Origin of the sequence: Corynebacterium sp. H130, assembly GCF_037572395.1 — a bacterium.
In the GTDB taxonomy this organism is placed as follows: Bacteria; Actinomycetota; Actinomycetes; order Mycobacteriales; family Mycobacteriaceae; genus Corynebacterium.
Genome location: NZ_JBBHLA010000004.1, coordinates 248,340 through 269,533, shown reverse-complemented (window position 1 = coordinate 269,533; position 21,194 = coordinate 248,340). Strand labels below are relative to the sequence as shown.

Sequence of the window (21,194 nt, the reverse complement as noted above, 5' to 3'; positions counted from 1 at the left end):
TCGGAAAGCATCTTAGAGCCTTTTAAGGATATTGTAGCTAGGTCACCAACCAACTTGATGGGAAAGCCGTGCGATCTTTAGCCCGAATCTTACGAACCACTTCTGCACTTTGGCCGTTTTATGTGGGGGTGATTCTCGCTTCCGTCGCGGTCGCCGCGTTGTCCCTGGTCACGCCGTTCATTTTGCGCACTGCTACGAACAACATCGTCTCTGCGGTCAGCGGCGAGGTGACCGCAGATAGCGTCACCAAGACCATCATCTTCCTCGCTCTGGGGTTGCTTGCCGCTGAACTGGCAAACACAACCATCCACAACATTGGCGGCTACATCGGCGACGTGATGTCGGCCCGCATGCGCCAGATCCTGTCCACCCGGTACTTTGCCAAACTGCTGAGCCTGCCACAGGGCTACTTCGATAACCAGGTCACCGGCACGATCATCGCGCGCCTCGACCGCTCCATCACGTCCATCACGCAGTTCCTCCAGTCTTTTTCCAACAACTTCTTCCCAATGCTCATCACCACCGTCGCGGTGCTGGGCATCACTGGTTGGTACTACTGGCCACTGGCTCTACTGCTTGCCATTATCTTCCCGCTGTACATGTGGCTCACCACCCTGACCTCGAAGAAGTGGCAGCGCATTGAGGGAGAAAAGAACAAGGATATCGACATCGCCGGAGGTCGGTTTGCCGAGGTCGTCGGCCAAGTAAAGGTGGTCAAGTCTTTTGTGTCGGAGCTGAGGGAGCTAGGTGGCTTTGGCCGTCGATACGCCCACACCGTCACCCTCACTCGCGCGCAGTCTCGTTACTGGCACGCGATGGACTTTGCCCGCGGCGGCGCGATGAACTTGATCTTCTTCGGCATTTACTTTTTGCTCTTCTACCGCACGCTGCACGGATACTTCAGCTTGGGCGATCTCGTGCTGCTTTTGCAGCTCATCAACATGGCGAAGCAGCCCGTTTTCATGATGAGCTACTTGGTGGATTCTGCACAGCGTGCGATTGCAGGATCGATTGATTACTTCGAGGTCATGGCCCAAATCCCGGAGCACACCGCTAATAAGCAGCTGATTGCTGCAGCTAGCACTTCAGAAACACCGGAGCTGCACCCCGAGCAAGTAACCCCCTTGAAGCCAACGGCGGACAAGCCAGTGATCGCTTTCGACGGCGTGAGCTTTGGCTACACCGACGAAGAGGTCATCCACGACGTCACTTTTGCAGCCGAGGCTGGCGAACGCATTGCGCTGGTCGGCGAGTCAGGTGGCGGCAAGTCCACCCTGGTGAACCTGTTGCTGGGTCTGTATCGCCCGAGTTCCGGCCGGATGCTGGTGTGTGGTCAGGATGTGGATCAGCTCGATAACGCAACCTTGCGTTCGTCGGTTGGCGTGGTGTTCCAGGAGGCAGCGCTGTTTTCTGGCACAGTCCGAGAGAACATCGCCTACGGTCGCCCCGATGCAACCGAAGCGGAAATCATCGAGGCGGCCCGGCGCGCGAACGCCCACGACTTCATCACGAAGTTCTCGGACGGCTACGACACCGTCATTGGCGAGCGAGGTCTGCGCCTATCTGGCGGTCAGAAGCAGCGCGTGGCGGTCGCTCGCGCGATTTTGAAGGACGCCCCGGTGTTGGTCCTCGATGAGGCCACCTCGGCGCTGGATACCAAGGCCGAGCGCGCTGTACAGAAGGGCCTGGATGAGCTCATGGTTGGCCGCACCACGTTGATCATCGCGCACCGCCTGTCGACGATCGCCACGGTCGACAAGATCATCACGCTTGTCGACGGCCGAGTGGACGAGATCGGCTCGCCAGCTGAGCTCGCCACAACGGGGGGAATTTACGCCGAATTACTCCAGTTAACTGCTTCTAATTCACAAGAAAACCGCAGGAGACTGCAGCAGTTTGGACTGCAATCCTAAAATTTTTCCCACTTAGTGAGACAAGCTGCTATGATCATGGACACCCCATACTCGATAGCACTGTTCCACTAGTTTTGACCTCCACCCTCGGCTCAAGACTATGGGCAGCACAAGAAATGGATTCTTTGAAAGGTTTCTCATGACCAACGCCGACTCAACTGCCTCACCAATGAGCGCAAAGTCGCGCACCACGATTGTCGTCGCGACCAGCTTGATGCTGTTCTCGATGTTCTTCGGCGCCGGCAATCTGATCTTCCCTCCAATGCTGGGCGTCGAGTCCGGCGACAAGTTCTGGCCAGCCATCATTGGCTTCTGCCTTGCTGGCGTAGCCCTTCCAGTCATCGGCGTCGTCTCCATCGCCCTCACCGGTAACAACGTCCAGGACCTCGCCAAGCGTGGCGGAACGATCTTCGGAATTCTTTTCCCTGTGCTCACCTACCTGTCGATTGGCTGCTTCTACGCACTGCCTCGAACCGGTGTGGTCAGCTTCGAGACCGCTATCGTTCCGATCACCGGCATGAGCGGCATGGCCGCCAACGCGGTGTTCTCCATTATCTTCTTCGGCGTTTCCCTGTTGCTAGCACTCAACCCTGCCGGCCTGGTGGATGCGCTGGGTAAGGCACTGACCCCGCTCCTGCTGATCCTGCTGGTGTTGCTGGTCATCCTGTCCATCGCCAACCTCGATGGCACCCCAGGCGCTGCAAACGCCGACTACTCCAACGCACCAATGGCGCACGGCCTGGTTGTCGGCTACCTGACCATGGACTCCCTCGCAGCCCTGGCCTTCGGCATCGTCGTCGTGAACGCACTGCGTTACAAGGGCTTCCCAGAGGGCAACACCCTGGTTCGTGGCGTATCGATGGCCGCTGTCATCGCTGGCGCACTGCTCGCAGTGATCTACGTCGGCCTGGGCATGATCGGCCAGGTCATCCCTGAGCCAACCAAGTACGCCAACGGCGCTGCCCTGCTTACCGACGCTGCGAAGCTGACCATGGGCCAGCCAGGCATGATCGTCTTCGGCGCCATCGTGCTGCTCGCCTGCATCACCACCTCCGTTGGCCTGATCGGCGCGACCTCTGAGTTCTTCAACCACCTGGTGCCTTCGATCTCCTACCGCGTGTGGGCAGTGATCTTCACCGTCGTGGCTACCCTGCTGTCCATCATGGGCCTGGAAGCAGTCCTGGCCATCGCCGGTCCAATCATCGGCTTCCTGTACCCACCAGCCATCGCCCTGATCTTCCTGACGCTGGCTGAGCCACTGTTCGGCCGTCGCATGAACACCATGTTCAAGCTGGCGCTGCCAGTGGCCATCATCTGGGCTGCCCTGATGAGCTTCAACACCCTGGGCTGGGGCTCCAACGTTATCGAGCCAATCATCGGCTGGTCCCCAATGCACAAGATTGATCTGGGCTGGGTTGTACCTACCCTGATCGCAGTAGTCATTGGCGCCATCATTGACTTCACCCGTCCGAAGGAAGACATTGTCCTTCGTGAAGACGTAGAGCCAGAGCTGCCAACGCTCTAACGCCAACGAACAAGGGGGCTGGTTCAATGTTGAACCAGCCCCCTTTTTTCTAAGTCCAGTTTCGCGGTGAAGTGGACTCAATCACCGTGTGACTGTCCCCAACTTCACTCGAACTGTCGTCGTGTGGATCCTCGTCGATATCGCCCACCACGCCGAGGTCGCCGGCGATGACCACGTCACCAGAGATGACGATGCGGCCTTCTTCGTCGTAGTCGTATCGCAGGGTTGGCAGCTCGTTGCCTTCGTCGTCGTAGCCCGGCGCTGGCAACGCCTCGTGAGCCTCCAGCTTCTCCGGGGTATCCGTCTTCTCCCACTGACGGGTCTGTACCTTGCGACGCGCCGCAGCGTCATCGCTCATGCCCTTGATCAGTGAGTACATCATCACGAACTGCATGAGGAAGAACGGCAATGCCACGATGATCACGACTTCCTGTAGTGTTGCGATGCCCGTATCCGGGGAGACGAGCAAGAGTGCCGCCGCCACCGAACCAATGAGCACGGCCCACAGGACTCGATATGAAGTTGGCGATTGGTTTTCCTCGCCGGTGCACATCATGTCCGTGACCATGGCTGCGGAGTCAATGGAGGTGATGAAGAAGATGACGACGATTGCCAGGGCAAGCGGGGCCACAATAGCCGTCATCGGATATGCCTCAAGGAACTTGAACAGCGCAGCCGGAACGTCGCCTTCCACGACAACCGGTGTGGTCAGGAAGCCAGGATCGGAGAATTCGAGTTCCAGTCCAGCGCGGCCAAAAATGGCGAACCAGATGAGGGCGAAGGTCGTCGGCAAGGCAAGGACACCGGCGATGAACTCGCGCACCGTGCGGCCTCGCGAAATACGGGCCACGAAAAGGCCCACGAATGGTGACCAACAGATCGTCCAAGCCCAGTAGAACACGGTCCACTTGCCCTGCCAACCTGGGTTTTGATCGAAGGAATCGGTCCAGAACATCAGCTCAGGAAGCTCAGCTGCATAGATACCGAAACTCTCCACCGTCGCACGCAGCAGGGTCAAAGTTGGGCCCGCGATCAGGATGAAGATCAGGAACAACATTGCCATGCCGATATTGAGGTTCGACAGAATCTTGATACCCTTTTCCAAACCAGATGCCACCGACAAACACGCGGCAACAGTGATCACCAGCAAGATAGCCAGCTGCACCCAGCTGATCTCGGGGACACCATACATCTTGTGCAGACCTGCGTTGACCTGGAGCGCGCCAAGTCCTACGGACACTGCGATGCCGAACACGGTGCCGACGACCGCGAGGGCGTCGATAAGCTTGCCCGGCGTGGAATAGATGCGCGCGCCAAGCAACGGAGCGAACACCGAGGATAGGCGTGGCGGAAGTTTACGCTTGTAAATGAAGTAGCCGAGTGCCAAGCCTGGCAGTACGAAGATCACCCACATGTGCAGGCCAAAGTGGTAGAAAGTGAAGGCCATCGCCTCACGCGCAGCTGCCTGGGTTTGGGAGTCTACGTCGCCTTTCGGCACGTTGTAGTAGTGATTGATAGGCTCGGCCACACCCCAAAACATCAGGACCGCACCGGTTCCACCTGCGAAAAGCATGGCGAACCACACGGGCAGGGAGTGCTCTGGCTCATCGTCATCGTCGCCGAGTTTGACCCGACCGAAACGGGAAACAAAGATAGCGATGAGAAAGAGGAACGCCAAGGACACACCACCGATGTACATCCATCCAACGTTGGTGAGCAGCGAACCTGCAATGGAAGTGAATGTCTCCTGTGCTCGCTTACCCAGCGCAATCGTGGCGACTACGAATACGATGATGAACCCGGTAGAGGCTAGAAAGATCAGCGGATCAGTCTTCAGCCCCAGAAATGAACGGTCCTTGGGGTTGTCGGGAGTGGTCTCTTCGACCACTTTGATGGAATCCATGAAAGGTCTTCCTGTGAGAAAACGGACTGTGACAAAGTTCGAGATTATTACTCGATTACTGCACAACCACTACGTTTTCCTACGATCCTCACAACCCGTGACCTAATGGTAATTTTTTCGTTATTTAGACAGCGCCTATTTTTTCAATCTGTACGGCTGGATTCGCGTGGCGAATTTTGTCGGCAACCTCGTACGTCTGGAAGTTTGGCCGCTCAGGAAATTCCACAATGTAGCCATCGAGTTTGTGCTCGCCCGACCGGGCAGTAGCTGCGGTGAGTCGCTCAAGAACGTGGCTGGGCAACAGCGCCAAATAGGAAGCGCCGTCCTTTGTGAAAAGCTGCAAGGTATCCAGATCACTCAGGGCAAATTCTATACCCGTGCGTGGCAGGCTCACCTGCTCCCCCACGTTCAGCACGACGCGACGCTTACGCACCAAAAATCCCAAAAAGCTGAATACCGCGACCACAATGCCACACGCAGGAGCTGCGACACCCAACCCGTACAACAACCGCAAAGTTCCGTTGTCTGTTCCTTCAAGCGACCGGTATAAGAACCAGGTCAACGGGCCGAGAACAAGAATGAGCAAACCCAAGGTTCGCGCCGCCGGCGAACGCAGCAGGGCTCCAAAATCTGAGGTCACGCGAATGGGTTCCACGGGGCACAAGTCTAACGCGCATACCAGTTAGGGATCCGGAGGCTGCGCCCTATAATGTTGCGTGTTAACAAACCCCCCATATTCGTGAGATCGGGATAACATGCGCACTGTGAGCACGGTACTCACCGCTATCGCCCTCACTGCCACCCTGGCACTGAGCGCGTGCTCAGCGGGCAGCACCGCCACCCGGGTCGGCCGCATCGCCGATTCAAACGCCGTGGTAGTGGCCACCTTTGGCCCGCCAGCTTCCCTTGACTTCACCCGCACCGCGGGCGCCGCTATACCTGGCGCGCTGATGAAGAACGTTTACGAGGGGCTCGTCCACATCGACGAAGAAGGCCAGGTCCAACCACTGCTCGCCACCAGCTGGGAGCGCAGCGACGACGGGCGAGAGTACATCTTCCACCTACGCGAAGGGGTCCGCTTTTCCAACGGTGATGAATTCACTGCCGACACCGCAAAGTTTTCCATTGATCGCGTCAGCACCGATGCCTGGACCAATGGTTTGAAATCACAGATGGCCGTGGTGGAAAGTACCGAAGCCCTCGATCAGCACACGTTAAAGGTTCGCCTCAAGCGACCAAGCAATCAATGGCTATGGGCGATGGGTACGTTTGTCGGCGCGATGATGACGCCGAATGGCGTCGATAAGCTTGCGGAACAGCCCATCGGAACCGGCCCATACGTGCTGGACCACTGGGCCGTCGGACAGTCGCTGACTTTCACCGCTCGTTCGGATTACTGGGGTGAGCGACCAGCCAACAACACCGCTGCGATCCGCTACTTCTCTGATGCCGTCGGAGCAACAAACGCGCTGCAGTCCGGCGATGTCGATGTGGTGTGGGCGATGCAAAGCCCCGAGCTACTCGACGTGCTGCAGGCGCGGGGCGACTACCAAGTGCAGGTAGGCACCACAAATGGCGAGGTGCTGCTATCCATGAACAACCAGCGCGCACCTTTCAATGATGTGCGCGTGCGCCAAGCGGTGATGCACGCGATTGACCGACAGGCGGTGATCGATACCGCGTGGGACGGGTACGGCACCGACACCGGAGGCGTTCCGGTTCCTCCTACGGACCCGTGGTTTTACAAGTCTGAACAGTACCCGTTTGATCCGGACAAGGCTCGTCGGCTGCTCGCAGAGGCCGGGATCAATGAGTCCAACAACAAGGTGACCTTCACCGTCCCGTCTCTGCCCTATGCCTCAGCAATTTCCGAGCTGGTTGTCTCACAGCTGAGGGATGTCGGTCTGGATGTGACCATTCAATCGGTAGAGTTTCCTGCGGTGTGGCTATCGCAAGTGCTCAAAGGCAAGGATTACGACATGTCTTTGATCGCGCACGTCGAGCCACGCGACCTCACCACGCTCTTTTCCAAGGGCTACTACCTCGGCTACGACGACCCGACCACGACCGAGCTTTTCGCGCGCGCTGACGCTGGCACCGAGGCGGAATACCCGCAGCTCATGGGGCAAGCCGTAGACACGATCATGTCGAATGCAGCGGCAGATACCTTGTTCAATTTCCCAAACATTGTGGTGGCGCGCGAAGACATCACCGGCATCGAACCTGACGTGCGAACTGATGGCATCGCTCTGGCTGGATTGGGGAAGAACTCATGACCTTAAGAATTGCACGCTTTGTGGTGCGCTACCTCACCACTTTCCTCTTCGCCAGCATTGTGGTCTTCTTACTGCTCCGAGTGGTGCCAGGCGACCCTGCTGAAGTAGCTCTAGGAGTCACCGCAACCGCCGAAGCTGTGGCTGCCAAGCGCGCGCAATTGGGCCTCGACCAGCCACTACTCACTCAATACTTCCAGTGGATGGGTGGAATCTTCCGTGGCGATTTCGGCCGATCTCTGACCTCCGGGGCCGAAATCTCTCCCCTGGTGTGGGACCGCATGCAAGTCTCGCTCATTCTCGTGATGACCGCGATGCTGCTCTCGCTACTCATCGCCATTCCGCTGGGCACCTGGGCCGCGCTGCGCGCAAGGTCCTGGGACGGTATTGCTATTACGGCCGCATCGCAGCTCGGCATCGCCATCCCGTCCTTCCTCGCTGCGATCCTTGCCGTGTCGGTGTTTTCTGTCCGCCTCGGCTGGTTCCCCGCCAACGGCTGGATCCCGCCCGGCTATTCCTTCATGGGATTCCTCTCCCGCTTGATTTTGCCTGCGGGCGCTCTCGCAGCGGTCCAGGGCGCGATCATGACTAGGTACGTACGTAGCGCGGTGCTCGACATTTTGAAGGACGATTTTCTCCGCACTGCCCGTGCAAAGGGACTTACCACCTTGCAAGCTCTTCGTCGCCACGGACTGCGCAACGCAGCGCTACCGGTGGTCACAGTTGCTGGTTTGCAGTTGACGTCGCTGGTGGTGGGCGCCGTGGTGATCGAGCGCGTTTTCACCATCCCTGGGCTGGGTTCCATGCTTCTCGACGCCGTCGTAGGCCGAGACATCACCACGGTACAAACGATCGTGATGCTCCTTGTCTTGTTCACTCTGCTGGTCAATCTGACGGTTGATGTGGCGCACACGATTATCGACCCACGAACGAGGACCCAATGAAACTGAACTTTTCTGGAAAAGTTGGCCTCGCCATCGTTGCCTCAGTGGTCGCGGCGGCCTTGGTGTCCTTCGTCTGGACTCCATACGATCCAATTCACGCCATCCCAGCCGATCGTTTGCAAGGCTCCAGCCTGCGGCATCTGATGGGCACGGACCGTTACGGCCGCGATGTGTTTTCCCAGATGATGGCCGGCGCTCAGATCGCTTTGCTCGTGGGAATCGTAGCCACCGGAATTGGTGCAGTCATTGGAACTCCATTGGGCCTGATCGCGGGCATGCGCCGCGGGTGGATCGATCGCGTGATCATGCGGATGACTGACGTATTGCTCGCATTCCCAGCATTGTTGCTTGCGATCATTACTGGCGCCATTTGGGGATCCTCCACTGTCACCGCCATGGCTGCGATCGGCGTCGCGTCGATTCCTGCGTTTACGCGAATTACCCGCACCGGCACGATTCAGGTGATGAGCAAGGACTTCATCCTGGCTGCTCGCGATGCAGGCCTCCCAAGTTGGCGCATCGCGCTGCAGCACGTGATACCCAACATCGCCGGCATGCTGATCGTGCAGTCCTCGGTGTCTTTCGCCCTGGCAATCCTGGCCGAAGCCGCACTGTCCTTCCTCGGACTCGGCACACCACCACCTGATCCGTCGTGGGGCAGGTTGCTGCAAAATGCCCAAAGCTCCCTGGCCAGCGCACCAATGCTCGCGGTGTGGCCGGGCGCAACCATTGCGGTGACCGTCCTGGGATTCAATTTGCTGGGTGATAGCTTGCGAGATGTCCTCGACCCCAAGACACGTCGATCCGTGAAGGTGGAGTCCCTGTGATTACTGTCGACAATCTCAGCGTCACCACGGCCTCCGGAACCGAATTGCTGCATGGGGTGTCTTTTTCCATCGCCCCTGGTGAGCGAGTCGGCCTCATCGGCGAGTCTGGTTCCGGCAAGTCCCTGACAGCGCTCGCGATCATGGGTCTGCTAGATGGCAATCTCACGGCCACCGGCAGCGTGACTTTCCAGGGCCGGGAACTACTCGGCGCATCAGAAAAGGACCTGGCTAAGCTCCGCGGCGACCGGATCTCGATGATTTTCCAGGAGCCGATGACCGCCCTTAACCCGTTGATGACGGTAGGCGCGCAGATCGCTGAGGTCATGACGGTGCACTCTTTAGCGTCGAAAAGCGCGGCTAAGGCAGCCACCGCGGATCTGCTCGCGGACGTCGGACTCGCACCTGAAATGGCAAAGCGCTACCCGCACCAGATGTCGGGCGGGCAGCGACAGCGTGTCCTCATTGCGATGGCGCTGGCGGGTGGGCCGGACCTGCTGCTCTGCGACGAACCCACCACCGCTCTCGACGTGACGGTGCAGCGACAGATCGTGGAGCTGATCATTCAGCTGGCAGAAAAGCACGGCACCGCGTTACTGTTTATCACCCATGACCTGGGGCTTGTTAGTTCGGTGAGCGAGCGAGTCCTGGTGATGAAGGACGGCCACATCGTGGAAGATGGCCCGACCGAAGTCATGCTGAACCGGCCACAGCACGCTTACACTCGCGGTTTGCTCGCCGCCTCGGATCTTGACGCGCGCGATGCGAACGGGCACCTGTACACGGTGCGTTCCGCGGCGGAAGGCACCTACCAACCAGGTGTTGCCTTGGCGACGCCGCAGCGTCCGAAGCCAGGTGAGGACATCGTGCGCGTGACGGACGTCAGCCGGGTGTACAAGCGTCGCACCCTTTTCGGTGCGAGCGAAACCGTGGCGGCCACAGACGTTTCCTTCACCCTCCGCCGAGGGCAGCGCCTGGGCTTGGTGGGTGGTTCCGGTTCCGGAAAGTCCACGATGCTGCGGATCATCGCGGGATTGGATAAGCCCACTTCGGGCACAGTTGAGGTTTCCGGTCGCACCCAAATGGTGTTCCAGGACCCGTTTTCCTCCCTTGATCCGCGGATGACCATTGCCGATTCCGTGGCGGAACCGCTCCGCAACCTTTCGCAAGCCGAACGGATGAAGCGCGTGCGCACCGTACTCGACGAGGTCGGGATCCCTGCTACTGCGCTAAGCCGCTACCCGCACGAGTTCTCCGGCGGTCAGCGTCAGCGCATCTCCATCGCGCGCGCCATCACCGTGCGACCCGATATTTTGCTTGCCGACGAACCTGTCTCAGCCCTCGATGTGTCCGTGCGAGCAATGGTCCTAAATATCTTGGAAGACCTGGTAGGCGCACATGGGATGTCGCTGATTTTCGTGTCCCACGACTTGTCGGTGGTGCGTCAACTGTGCTCGGATGTCGTGGTCATGAACAAGGGGCGAGTGATTGAACAGGGCCCCGTTGAGCAGGTGTACAACTCACCTCAGGAGGAGTACACGCGCCAGCTGCTGTCCGCGATACCTCGGCTAGCTGGAGTGAATGATCGGTAGCAAGTAGGACGGGTCAAGCACGTGTTCCTCTTCGACCTCGAAAATAGCAGTGAGCCGATCGAACTCAGCCTGCTCAGCTGCCGGCAAAGCGAAAAACTCCATGAAACTTCTCTCCTGAAGGACGTGCAATAGCGTGGCACTGCCCTTCAGGTTAAGCGACTTCTGGATAACTTTCGCCTCGACACGCTTCATCGCAGGTGTTGCCGAGAACTAGTGGTCCTCGATCAGTCGATCCAGTTCCGTCACAATGCTGGCGCCGTCGACGCGCAGGCCATCGTGCTGGAATTTGTTGGTCACGTGGACGCGAGCATCGCGGAACATCTCGGATGTAGCCATTGAGTAGGCAAACGGAACGAAGATGTCATCCAGGTACACCGCAGCTGCCACAGTTGCCGAGGTGTCCCCCAATCCGTGCAGGTCATACAGGTTCGTCCAGTCGGTGCGCTGCGCGAGGTCTCGCGCCGAATCCGCCAACTTGTGCAGCGCCGGATCCTCCTCAAACTGCCATGGGTAAATGTGCTCGCCAGTCAAATAAAACGGCTCGCTCGAGCGTGGATCTGCCTGCTCTGAGAAGCCTGCCACTTCCTCGCGGATGCGGTGGGCCGACCAGTTGGTGGCTTCACCGGGGACTGCGTAGATGGCCTCGTGAATCGCAGCGTAGAGCGGGCCGGCGGCGAAGGAGACTCGAGCGCCAACATCGCTCAAGAAATCCGAGCGCAGGCGCTTTTCTCCCCGAACGGTGCGGAAGGGCTCTTCCAGCAGATACGCCAGGGTGTCGAAGCCCGCGCCCCTGCCAAGTTCGATTCCAATGGTGCGGAAACGCCGCGAGCTGAGCCGTTCGCCCGTGGGAAGAATTTCCTCTGCATTGTCCAGGTGATGACAGATCTCTCGGATACGCTGCTCAGCCCAAGGAAACTGTGCGTTGAACTTGTCGTGGCGGCGCTGCAAGGCGCTGTAGGTGGCGCGGTAAATGTCGTCGATATGCACGCCCACGCCGGGCAGCCCGCCGGTGAGGTAGGCGCGATCGATGCTCGCTGGAAACAGCGAGGCGTACGTGGTGATGCAAAATCCGCCGAAGCTTTGCCCCATGAGTGACCAGCTCTTGAGCCCCAGCGCCATACGAAACTCTTCCGCATCACGGCAGATGTTGTCTGCCCGCAGGCACGCGAGCTGGTCGGCGGACCACTCGGATTCTTGGTCAACGCGGCTGGAACGACCTGTCCCACGCTGATCCAACAGCAGCACGCGGTACTTCTTCAGCATCACACCGAGCCAACCGCCAAGGTCAGTAGGCCGAGGCGCTGGGAAACCTGGGCCACCCTGGAAGTAGACGAGCATTGGAAGTTTTTCGCCGCCGTCTGGGCGAATTTCTCGCGCATAGACGGTGATCTTTTCCTGGCCTGGATTGCCATAGTCCAGAGGAAGGTCGAGGCTGTGCTCGATGAAGGCGTGCCCCATTCTGCGGTAGGTGCGCTGCGCAATACTCATACCCTTCACACTATCGGGCACAATACGTAAGCATGACCACTGCGCACAAAATCGCACCCGGGCTCCTGCTCAGCATTGTGGGAGCGCTGCTTGCCTACGGGATTGACCTGGGAATCAAGGCGACAACTGGGGTGTCGACGCTCATCCTCGTCGCGATCATCGTCGGCATGGTGGTCGGCAATCTTCGTCCCCTGTCAGACCGTTGGACACCAGGACTCACTTTCGCATCGAAGAAGGTGCTTCGTTTTGGTGTGGCGTTGCTCGGGTTCTCGATTTCCCTTTCGGCTTTGGCGGATTTGGGTGTGGTGGCGCTGGCTACCATCGTGGCGATCGTCGCTGGTGGCACTGCCCTTACGTTTGCTTTGACCCGTTGGTCTTCTCTGTCGCGGGAGCATGTGCTGATGATTGGTGCTGGCTGCACCATTTGTGGCGCGGCTGCGATCAGTGCCGTCGAAAGCGTGTTGCCCAAACGTAAGGCGGAGGAATTCGCGTCGGCGATTGCGGTGATCGTCGTGTTGGGCACCGCCATGATTGCGGTCGGCCCGTTGGTTGCTCTGAGCTTTGGTTTGTCTCCCGAGCAGGCCGGATTGTTCATTGGTGGCTCCACCCATGAGGTCGGCCAGGTCGTGGCCGCGGGCATGATTTCCGGGGTCGTAGAAATGGCAGTGGCCGTCAAACTGGGACGTGTCCTGCTGCTGGCACCTGTGGTTGCGCTGATGGGGATGGGATCAGATCGCAAATCCGATCTGAATACTTTGTTCCCGCTGTTCATCCGCGGTTTTCTGCTGGCCGTCCTGATCCGCTCGGTCTTCCCTTTGCCACCGCTGTTTTTGGACATCGTCGGAGAGCTGAAGACGTGGCTGTTCGCTGCGGCAATGTTTGCCCTCGGTACTTCCGTCACTGTCGGCGCGCTCCTAAAATCCGGCCTGCGGCCCTTCCTCGTTGGCGTCTCGGTGACCGCGGGCGTTATCGGGGTTGCAAGCCTCGGAACCTTGCTGATTTGAACACCGTTTAAGATGTAGGCATGAGCCTCTACTCGGTCAAGATGCGTGCCTCCTCCGCTGGCACACATGTCTCCGGCGCAGAGCGAATCGTGCCCTTCGATCTCATCTCCGCCACCACGCAAGCCCTCACCCACCGCGCATTGCATCATCCCAACGGCACGCCGGATTTCCTCAACGTGTCGGTCCAGGAGATCACGCAGGACATCGTGCGCGTTCCGGCTTTGGAAGTTGAGGAAGTGCCGTCGCAAAGCGCTGCGGAAACCACCGACTACCTGCAGCGTTTCTTTGTAGCCAACGGTCTGAATCCTGTGGCGTTGGAGCTGCTGTACACCGTCACAGGGCTCCGCGGTGCAATGCTTATCGACGCCCGCACGGGCGCCAATCTCTCCCCCGATCCGCAGCGGGGCGTGCGGGTGAGCGCGATGGATCTGGTAGGTTCCACCGCCTCGGAGGAGAAGCAGTACTTCACGGAGGCCCTGGCTCTGTCCTCGAAAGTAGCCGCCCACCCGAATATCCTGGCTGAGCTGTGCATTTCCGATGATCCGAATTACACCACTGGCTACCTGGCGTTTGCGGGCACCTACTACCGGCTGCGCCACTGCAAAGAGCCAGGGGCGCAGCTGGGAACGCGGGTATTTCTCTACGACGGGCCCGAATCCGAAGTGGAAAACACCATTGACTACCTGGAAAACACGCCTGTCCTGGTGGAACAACGATGAGTCTCACCGACCTCGCGCGCTCCGCAAACACTGCATGGGCTACGGCTGGTTTGCTCCGCAGTCCCGGCACGTTTGACACTGCCCAACACCCGATCGCCCTCATCGACGGGCGAGATTACCTGCTGTTTTCATCCTCCAACTATCTCAGCCTGAGTGCTCATCCGGCAGTTGTTAGTTCAGCCATTAAGGCTGTCGAAAAATACGGCGCCGGATCGGGCGGATCCCGCCTCACTACGGGCACCACGGAGCTACACACCGCAGTCGAGCGCGCCTTCGCACGCTTCGTGGGAAGCGAAGACGCCGTGTATTTTGCTACCGGCTACCAGGCAAATCTCTCGACCATTGCAGCGCTCGGCGCGGTGAGCGAGTCCCTCACCATCTTTTCCGATTCCCTCAACCACGCCAGCATCATTGATGGCTGCAGACTATCCCGCCTGCCCCTCACCGTATTCCCGCACGGCGACAGATCTGCGCTGGAAGCAGCGTTGCAGGCTCGTAGCACTGAGCATGCTTTGGTGATCACCGACGGGCTATTTTCCATGGACGGCGACATCGCCCCGCTCCCCGAATTGCAGCGCATCTGCACTGAACACGGCGCCTGGTTGATGGTGGACGACGCCCATGCCATCGGCACCCTAGGCCCGCACGGCAAAGGCACCGCCGACCACTTCGATACAACACTTCCAGACATCCTCATCGGCACCGCCAGCAAAGCGCTCGGCGCAGAGGGCGGTTTCGTGTGTTGCAGCCACGAATTCGCGCAGCTCCTGCGCAATCGAGCCCGCTCCTACGTGTTCTCAACCGCCACCGCAGCGGCCTCCCCCGCCGCGATTCTCGCTGCTCTCAGGCTTATCGACGAGCAATTGCCCTCACTCCGCCGAAATATCGCGTCCCTTCGCACTGCGCTCCACCTGCCCGATTCCCCTTCCCCGATTATCCCGATTCCCGTGGGCGACGAGGACAAGGCGATGCATGCGTCAGCCCAGCTCAAAGAGCTGGGCATGTGGGTCCCCGCAATTAGGTATCCAACTGTTAAACGGGGCGAGGCGATCCTCAGGGTGACCGTCATGGCAAATCACACGGAGGATCACATTCGGCAATTAGTCGACGGTCTTCAGAGCGTAGGTTGCTAGTAGGTTGCCCACTGAGGACACCTTGGTGTCGATGAGTTCGAGACGGACTGGCTCGTCGATGCCGTCGAAAAGCCGCTTGCCATTGGTGCCCGAGGCCGGGTGGATGGTGAGGTGGAGGCGATCGATGAGACCAGCGAGCAGCAGCTGACGGATGACCGAGATACCGAAGACGGTGATGTCCCCACCGTCGGTTTCCTTCAGTGCACGGACGGACTCGATAAGGTCGCCTTCGATGAGCTCGGAGTTTTCCCAGCTTAGTGGCTCTTCCAGCGTGGTGGAGGCGACCAGCTTGCGCATCGGGTTGATGATTGGGCCAAAGTCATCAGTCACGCCCGGCCAGTACTGGGACCACTCGCGGTAGATTGTGGCTCCCATGATGCCCGTGTCTACGTCTGCCATGGCGGAGGTCATCATTTCGGCTTCGTCGGGGCCGAAGCAATCGAATTGGAAAAGGTTCGGCCTCTCGACGTCGCCATCAACAGAACTGAACAGGTGGGCATTAATTGTGCGCATGTCCACCAATGTTAGTTACTTTTGCACGGTAATCTGCCAACCCGCATTGCCCTGCCTGCGGAAATCGGTGACTTTAAATCCTTCGTCGGATGCCCACTGTGGGATTGTTTCCGTCGCTTGGGTGCAGTCGAAGTCGATCACGAGGCGGTCACCTGGGGCCAGGCCGGCCATAGCGGCTCGCGCGTCGACGAGTGGGAACGGGCACACGGCACCCAGGGTGTCGAGCGCGTAGGTCTGCTCCGCGATCTGGCGCAGACCGGTCTTTTCACCCGTCCGCACCTTAAGTGCCACTGGAGCCGTGGCGAAGGAGAATTCTGGAACATCCTTCACCGGCGCCTGCTGTACTTCAACAGCTTGGGTTGGCTTCAGCCAAATCTTGGCAGCAATACCTACGCCAATGGCGGTGAACAGCAGCGCCACCCACCCCTGGTAACCGAAGAGCGCGGTCTGGACCATACCGTTGCCCACGGTGCAGCCACCTGCCCAGGATGCGCCAATGCCCATCAGAACTCCGCCGACGACGGAGCGCTGTGCCTGAACAGCATCCGGCACACGGACCCGGAACTCACCCGTGGCCCGCGCAGCCAAGTAGGAACCAATGAGAATGCCAATGACCAGCAGCGTTCCCCAGTTGAGGTACTTGGTATTTGCGGTGATCAGGAAGCTGAAGACATCCGCGCTAGGAGTGGTGATGCCGAGTCCACCATTGCGACCGGTGGCTGCGGACAGTGGCCAGGCGATCACGCCGAGGACGCCAACAAGAAGGCCCGCTGTGTACAGGTGCAGTGGACGCTGCCACACCGGCGCGTCGAGACGCGTCTTCGGCCCGCGCAGCGCGTCACGCTGGAGGTAGAAGTTAACGGCGTACAGGGTCAGCGCGGACAGCGCCAGCGCGAACCACCACGGGGAGATTCCCAGCGAGGCTGGAATGGTAGTGAGTTCGGTGGTGCGGGAACCGAGGAACTCGTTGACTGGCTTCAGCACTCCCCGCTTCATGGCCGCTGCTGATACGCCGTAGCCAACGAGTGCGAGCCAGGATCCGACGAGGCCTTCACCTGAGCGGTACCAGGTGCCGGAGGCGCAGCCACCGGCAAGCACGATGCCGATTCCGAAGAGGAGGCTACCCACGATCACGGCCAGTGGAGCGAAGGTGTCCGGTTTTGGCGAAATGATTCCGGCCGTCGTCAATGCAGCGATTCCCACAGCGTGCACTGAGATGACGATGAGCAAGCCCACGATGCCTCGCCATGATTTCAAGGTGAAGATGTCGCGAAGCATACCTGTGACACAGAAGCGCCCTCGTTGCATCACTGCGCCCAAGAGGACGCCGAGCACTAATCCAGTAATGATCATAGGCTTGCCTTTCGTTCATTTAAACCATTCTGTTCAGACAGACTAGACCACTATGTACGGCTATGTCCATAGAAAGTAGACCAAATGGTTCTTTGTGGGGGAGAAAATCCACCTCAACTGGCACAAAATCGCCCGACCGAGTTAAATGAGGTACGCAAAAATTTGATGAGGAAGGGTGAGTGTGTGAACGCGGGAGAGCAACATCGACAAGAAAAGATGCCACCCGCCCCGAATCCTTGGCACCTTCTCACCGCCTTCCACACACCGGGCCCACGCTGGCCAGGCGCACTTCGCGCCGCACTGGCGATGTTCATTCCCGGCATCATTGCCCTTGCTTTAGGCCTTGACCACGAGGTCGTACTCATCACCGCAGGTTCATGCACGGTCATCTACGGCGAAGGACATCCGTTCCGAACTCGGTGGAAAGTGCTGGCGATAGCCGCTGCACTCATCATCAGTGGCACTGGAATGGGCGCGCTCGTTGGCCAGGTGGTGTGGGGGCACATTAACGCAGGCGATAGCCACTGGTGGTTACTTCTCACAGCCCTGTTTGCCTGCGCAATCGCAGGAGTATTGCTCTTCATCTCCAACGCCCTGCGACTTCCCCCTCCGGGACCGTTCTTCATCGTCATGGTGGCCTCAGCGTCGACAATGACTCCGCGCCTCAGCGTCGAACCATGGCAAGTCGCGATGTTCGCCAGTATCGGCGCTCTCAGTGGTTTTCTCCTCGGCATGGCACCGGCCCTCATTCACCCGCATAAGCCGGAAGCCAACGCCGTCGCAGTGCTGGAGGGCGCAATCAAGGCGTTGAAGGAAAGCGACGGCATGAACGTCGGGCGTCGCCATCAGGCCGAGACTGCGCTGGCCAATGCGTGGTACGCGCTGGCTGATGCCCGCGTGGTACAGGGTGGCAAGGTCATCGATGAGTCTCGTCGCGAGCTGGTCACCCGAGCCCTCGCCGCGCAGCAAGAACTGGTCCGACTCTCCAGAGGAACCGAAGCGGGAGCCACTGCCAGCGACTCACCTACCTACGTGGACACGACCCGCCTCGTTATCCCGCACACCCGCCCTACCGCGAAATTCCGGCTCTACCGCTCGATATCTTGGCACAGCCACGCAACGGTCACCACGGTGCGTATCTTGCTGGCTTCCCTCGCAGCATCGGTCGTGGGCATAGCCTTGGGGTTCGACCGCCCCGACTGGGCCATCGTCTCCGCAGTGATGATGTTGCAAATGGGCCCTGACGTGGTCGCCGGCACGATCCGCGGTGCACATCGCCTCATCGGTTCGATCATCGGTATCGGCGCCTTTGCCCTCATCCACTGGCTTGACCCGAACCCACTCGGCTTGCTGTGCTTCCTCGCGATGACGCAGTTCATGGCGGAAATTTTCGTCGTCCGCAACTACGCGATCACCGTCATTTTCACCACCCCATTGGCGCTGCTTATGGGCGGGGCCACCCATGGTGAGCTCGCTCCCGTCATGATTTCCCGCATCGCCGAAACCACGATCGCCACTTTCTTCGCCGTGGCAGCGTTGTGGTTCGTCTTCCGAGGCGCCGACCGCAGCCGCCACGCGGAACTCATGGAGCGCTGCTTCGGCGCGATGGGCAACTTGCTGGGCGCGCTCACCATTAAGTCGCCGGCCGAAGCGCTGGCTTATCGACGCGACCTACAGCACGAACTCCTCGGCGAGCGCGGCGCCATCCAATCGTTGGCCGCCAACAATCGCCCTGTGGCAGCTGAGCGCTGGCAGCAGCATCTCCAGCTGCAGGACACTGGATATGCGCTACTGGACTACTGCTCCGCCCACTCAGACACCAAACTCAGCCTGGGTGAAATCGAGCAGCTGGCCCAACACGTGCGAAACAGCGCTAACGCAAGAACTCCGTAATCGCTGCTGCCACTGCGTCCGGTTCCTCGAAGACGATTCCGTGCCCGCCATGGAGATATTCGCGGTGGGCATCGGGAATGAGCTGCGCCAGCTGTTCCTGATGGTGTGGTGGCACCATGGCATCTTGCGTGCAGGACAGCACGAGCGTTTCCGCAGTGATATCTGCCAGCTCATTGAGGATATCCACCTGGCGATTCAACCGCATTTGCGCGTCTCCCACTTCGCTAAAACGCACGCTTTGCTTTGTGGCCTTGAGCGCAGCAGGGCTCAGTCCAGCTAAGAATTCTGGCGAAAACACTGATAGTGTGACGAACTCTCGCAGCGCGTCCTCGTCAGCAGCGCGCAGTCGCTGGTGCAGATCATTGCGCAACACTTGGTGAGCGTCTGTGCGCGCCCACCCTGCGAGCAGCACGAGGCGACCCACCTGGCCCGCATGGCGCGCGGCAAAAGCAGCTGCCGCCACAGCTCCTAGGGAATATCCAACGATGTGAGGGCGCTGCAGCTCGAGCCCGTCGATAAGGCTGCGAACTTGTGCGACCAGGTCCTCCAGCGTGACGGACGTGGTGCACTGAAAGTCCAGCCCAATCACGCGACGCTCACGCGCGATTTCCGGAAAGACGAGTCCGTAGTGAGATGCAGTGGATCCGAAGGTGCCGTGCAGCAAAACTACGGCATCAGTGGGCGTACCTTCAGGATCCGAATCATAAAAGCGCGGGGCGAAATCAGCGGAGCGAAAATCAAGGGCGCGAAGTTTTGCCATGCCCTTCAGCTTATGCCCCGAAAAGGTCGGCCGAACGCACAACTCCGCCCTCTGCTGCGAATTCCTCCCGGGCCCGCGCCAGCAAGGTCGGGTCAGCTAGTGCGTCGATAGCCACCTGCCCCAACCCCGCTGCGGAATGCACGATAGCTGTCGCGGCTTCCTCTGAAGCAGCTGCTCGTTCCATGCCTTCGGTGTGCAATGCAACTCCCACCGGTGCGATCTTCACCATTGGATGCAGCCCCGGCACCAATTGCGAGACATTGCCGAAGTCCGTCGAGGCCGCGAGCGTGGCTGGAATGATTCCAGCCGGAAGGGGCTGCCTCCCCTGTTCCACCTGAGTGCGGGTCCAGCGAGCAACCAAGGTCTCGTTATTGCGAACCGGAAGTGTTGCGGGGTGCACATCCCACTTCTTCTCTACCGTGACGCCCGCCATCAGAGCTGCGCCTTCGATGATGTCGTCTACCCGAGACGACAGGTCAAGAAGGGTGTCGGTGTAGAGAGAGCGCACGTAGATGCTCATCGACGCGGACTCTGGAATGATCGAGGCTCGCTCGCCTCCGTCGTCGATAATGGCGTGCAATCTGTCAGAATGTGGCATTTGTTGGCGCAACAGCCCCAGCCCTTGGTAGGCCAACGTCGCAGCGTCGAGCGCGTTGCGCCCCATGAAGGGTTCCGAGGATGCGTGTGCTGCGACGCCTCGGAACGTGACCGATAGGTTTCTACGTCCCACCCAGACGTGACTGCCAATGTCGTAGGAGAATGGGTGGATCATTATCGCTGCGTCAACGCCCTCGAAGGCGCCCCCGCGGATGAGGTATTCCTTTCCAGAATGTCCTTCCTCAGCGGGTGTTCCCAGAAACACCAGTCGGCCCGGGATTTCCGCATTCTTCAGTGCTTCCAGGGCACTGATAAAACCGCCCACGCCACAAGCTGCAATGACGTTGTGCCCGCAGGCGTGACCAATTCCCGGCAGTGCGTCATATTCGCTGAGCACGGCGATCGTGGGATGAAGCTGCGGATCGAAATCGGTGGTCGCCCACGAGGCATGAAGCGCCGTTTCCACGCCAAAAGCCTGGCGCGTCACGGATACGCCGTGCTGTTCCAAGAGCTCGGCAATTGCAGCAGCGGAGCGATGCTCCTCGAACGCAACCTCCGGATGAGCGTGCAGATCAAGCGACAGCGCTACCAGATCATCCTGGTACGATTCGGCGGCTGCAGCGACGCGCTGCCACAACTTAGGCTGTTCCGGGTAGTCGGGATCTGGATAGGAAAGTTCCTCGGTGGCGGCGATGTCGGCCTCGACCTGGCTATTGATCTGATCGAGATAAGCGCGAGACGGGGTAAGCCGATCCATGTG

18 protein-coding genes are annotated in these 21,194 nt (G+C 59.4%); 10 read left to right on the top strand and 8 right to left on the bottom strand.

What is annotated here, in order from left to right:
- The first annotated feature begins 68 nt into the window (after positions 1–68).
- Entirely contained in the window at positions 69–1,913 is a 1,845-nt protein-coding gene (locus WG939_RS09410; RefSeq protein WP_339985066.1) for an ABC transporter ATP-binding protein, read from the top strand.
- A 139-nt stretch (positions 1,914–2,052) separates the two neighbouring features.
- Complete coding sequence (gene brnQ / locus WG939_RS09405) at positions 2,053–3,438, top strand: branched-chain amino acid transport system II carrier protein (RefSeq protein ID WP_339985064.1); 1,386 nt, start codon at positions 2,053–2,055, stop codon at positions 3,436–3,438.
- 49 nt (positions 3,439–3,487) lie between these two features.
- Here the strand turns inward: brnQ and WG939_RS09400 are convergent, their stop codons facing one another.
- Together WG939_RS09400 and WG939_RS09395 are read right to left on the bottom strand one after the other, a co-directional pair.
- A complete protein-coding gene (locus WG939_RS09400; RefSeq protein ID WP_339985062.1) occupies positions 3,488–5,341 on the bottom strand; it encodes a BCCT family transporter in 1,854 nt (617 codons plus the stop codon).
- A gap of 124 nt (positions 5,342–5,465) precedes the next feature.
- Entirely contained in the window at positions 5,466–5,996 is a 531-nt protein-coding gene (locus WG939_RS09395) for a hypothetical protein (RefSeq protein ID WP_339985060.1), read from the bottom strand.
- Positions 5,997–6,096: 100 nt separating this feature from the next.
- Here WG939_RS09395 and WG939_RS09390 point away from each other — a divergent pair, with 100 nt between their 5' ends.
- From WG939_RS09390 to WG939_RS09375, 4 genes are read left to right on the top strand one after another with little or no spacing between them, the layout of a single operon-like run.
- Positions 6,097–7,617, top strand: a complete 1,521-nt coding sequence (locus WG939_RS09390) for an ABC transporter substrate-binding protein (protein WP_339985058.1) — start codon at positions 6,097–6,099, stop codon at positions 7,615–7,617.
- Positions 7,614–8,558: an ABC transporter permease gene (locus WG939_RS09385; protein WP_339985056.1), complete on the top strand. Its 945-nt coding sequence runs from the start codon at positions 7,614–7,616 to the stop codon at positions 8,556–8,558. The genes WG939_RS09390 and WG939_RS09385 overlap by 4 nt, the downstream gene beginning before the upstream one ends.
- Positions 8,555–9,385, top strand: a complete 831-nt coding sequence (locus tag WG939_RS09380; RefSeq protein WP_339985054.1) for an ABC transporter permease — start codon at positions 8,555–8,557, stop codon at positions 9,383–9,385. Before WG939_RS09385 ends, WG939_RS09380 begins: the two co-directional genes overlap by 4 nt.
- Positions 9,382–10,974: an ABC transporter ATP-binding protein gene (locus WG939_RS09375; RefSeq protein ID WP_339985052.1), complete on the top strand. Its 1,593-nt coding sequence runs from the start codon at positions 9,382–9,384 to the stop codon at positions 10,972–10,974. The genes WG939_RS09380 and WG939_RS09375 overlap by 4 nt, the downstream gene beginning before the upstream one ends.
- Here the strand turns inward: WG939_RS09375 and WG939_RS09370 are convergent.
- Positions 10,951–11,076 carry a hypothetical protein gene (locus WG939_RS09370; protein WP_339985050.1) on the bottom strand — a complete coding sequence of 42 codons (126 nt, stop codon included), beginning with the start codon at positions 11,074–11,076 and terminating at the stop codon, positions 10,951–10,953. The two genes, WG939_RS09375 and WG939_RS09370, sit on opposite strands and share 24 nt — an antisense overlap.
- Before the next feature lie 108 nt (positions 11,077–11,184).
- Positions 11,185–12,456, bottom strand: a complete 1,272-nt coding sequence (locus tag WG939_RS09365) for an alpha/beta fold hydrolase (RefSeq protein WP_445227898.1) — start codon at positions 12,454–12,456, stop codon at positions 11,185–11,187.
- A 38-nt stretch (positions 12,457–12,494) separates the two neighbouring features.
- Between WG939_RS09365 and WG939_RS09360 the strand changes: the two genes are divergently transcribed.
- From WG939_RS09360 to WG939_RS09350, 3 genes are read left to right on the top strand one after another with little or no spacing between them, the layout of a single operon-like run.
- Positions 12,495–13,466: a YeiH family protein gene (locus WG939_RS09360; RefSeq protein WP_339985046.1), complete on the top strand. Its 972-nt coding sequence runs from the start codon at positions 12,495–12,497 to the stop codon at positions 13,464–13,466.
- 20 nt (positions 13,467–13,486) lie between these two features.
- Positions 13,487–14,185: a 6-carboxyhexanoate--CoA ligase gene (locus WG939_RS09355; protein ID WP_339985044.1), complete on the top strand. Its 699-nt coding sequence runs from the start codon at positions 13,487–13,489 to the stop codon at positions 14,183–14,185.
- Complete coding sequence (locus tag WG939_RS09350; protein WP_339985042.1) at positions 14,182–15,318, top strand: aminotransferase class I/II-fold pyridoxal phosphate-dependent enzyme; 1,137 nt, start codon at positions 14,182–14,184, stop codon at positions 15,316–15,318. Before WG939_RS09355 ends, WG939_RS09350 begins: the two co-directional genes overlap by 4 nt.
- Here the strand turns inward: WG939_RS09350 and WG939_RS09345 are convergent.
- Together WG939_RS09345 and WG939_RS09340 are read right to left on the bottom strand one after the other, a co-directional pair.
- The gene (locus WG939_RS09345) at positions 15,286–15,831 is read right to left on the bottom strand and encodes a dihydrofolate reductase family protein (protein ID WP_339985040.1); all 546 of its coding nucleotides are present in this window, start codon (positions 15,829–15,831) and stop codon (positions 15,286–15,288) included. The two genes, WG939_RS09350 and WG939_RS09345, sit on opposite strands and share 33 nt — an antisense overlap.
- 15 nt (positions 15,832–15,846) lie before the next feature.
- Complete coding sequence (locus WG939_RS09340) at positions 15,847–17,184, bottom strand: YeeE/YedE thiosulfate transporter family protein (protein ID WP_339985038.1); 1,338 nt, start codon at positions 17,182–17,184, stop codon at positions 15,847–15,849.
- 183 nt (positions 17,185–17,367) lie between these two features.
- Between WG939_RS09340 and WG939_RS09335 the strand changes: the two genes are divergently transcribed.
- Positions 17,368–19,077: an FUSC family protein gene (locus tag WG939_RS09335; protein ID WP_339985036.1), complete on the top strand. Its 1,710-nt coding sequence runs from the start codon at positions 17,368–17,370 to the stop codon at positions 19,075–19,077.
- Here the strand turns inward: WG939_RS09335 and WG939_RS09330 are convergent.
- Together WG939_RS09330 and WG939_RS09325 are read right to left on the bottom strand one after the other, a co-directional pair.
- A complete protein-coding gene (locus WG939_RS09330) occupies positions 19,058–19,837 on the bottom strand; it encodes an alpha/beta fold hydrolase (protein WP_339985034.1) in 780 nt (259 codons plus the stop codon). The genes WG939_RS09335 and WG939_RS09330 overlap by 20 nt on opposite strands.
- Positions 19,838–19,847: 10 nt before the next feature.
- Positions 19,848–21,191, bottom strand: a complete 1,344-nt coding sequence (locus tag WG939_RS09325) for a M20 family metallopeptidase (protein WP_339985032.1) — start codon at positions 21,189–21,191, stop codon at positions 19,848–19,850.
- Positions 21,192–21,194: the final 3 nt, after the last annotated feature.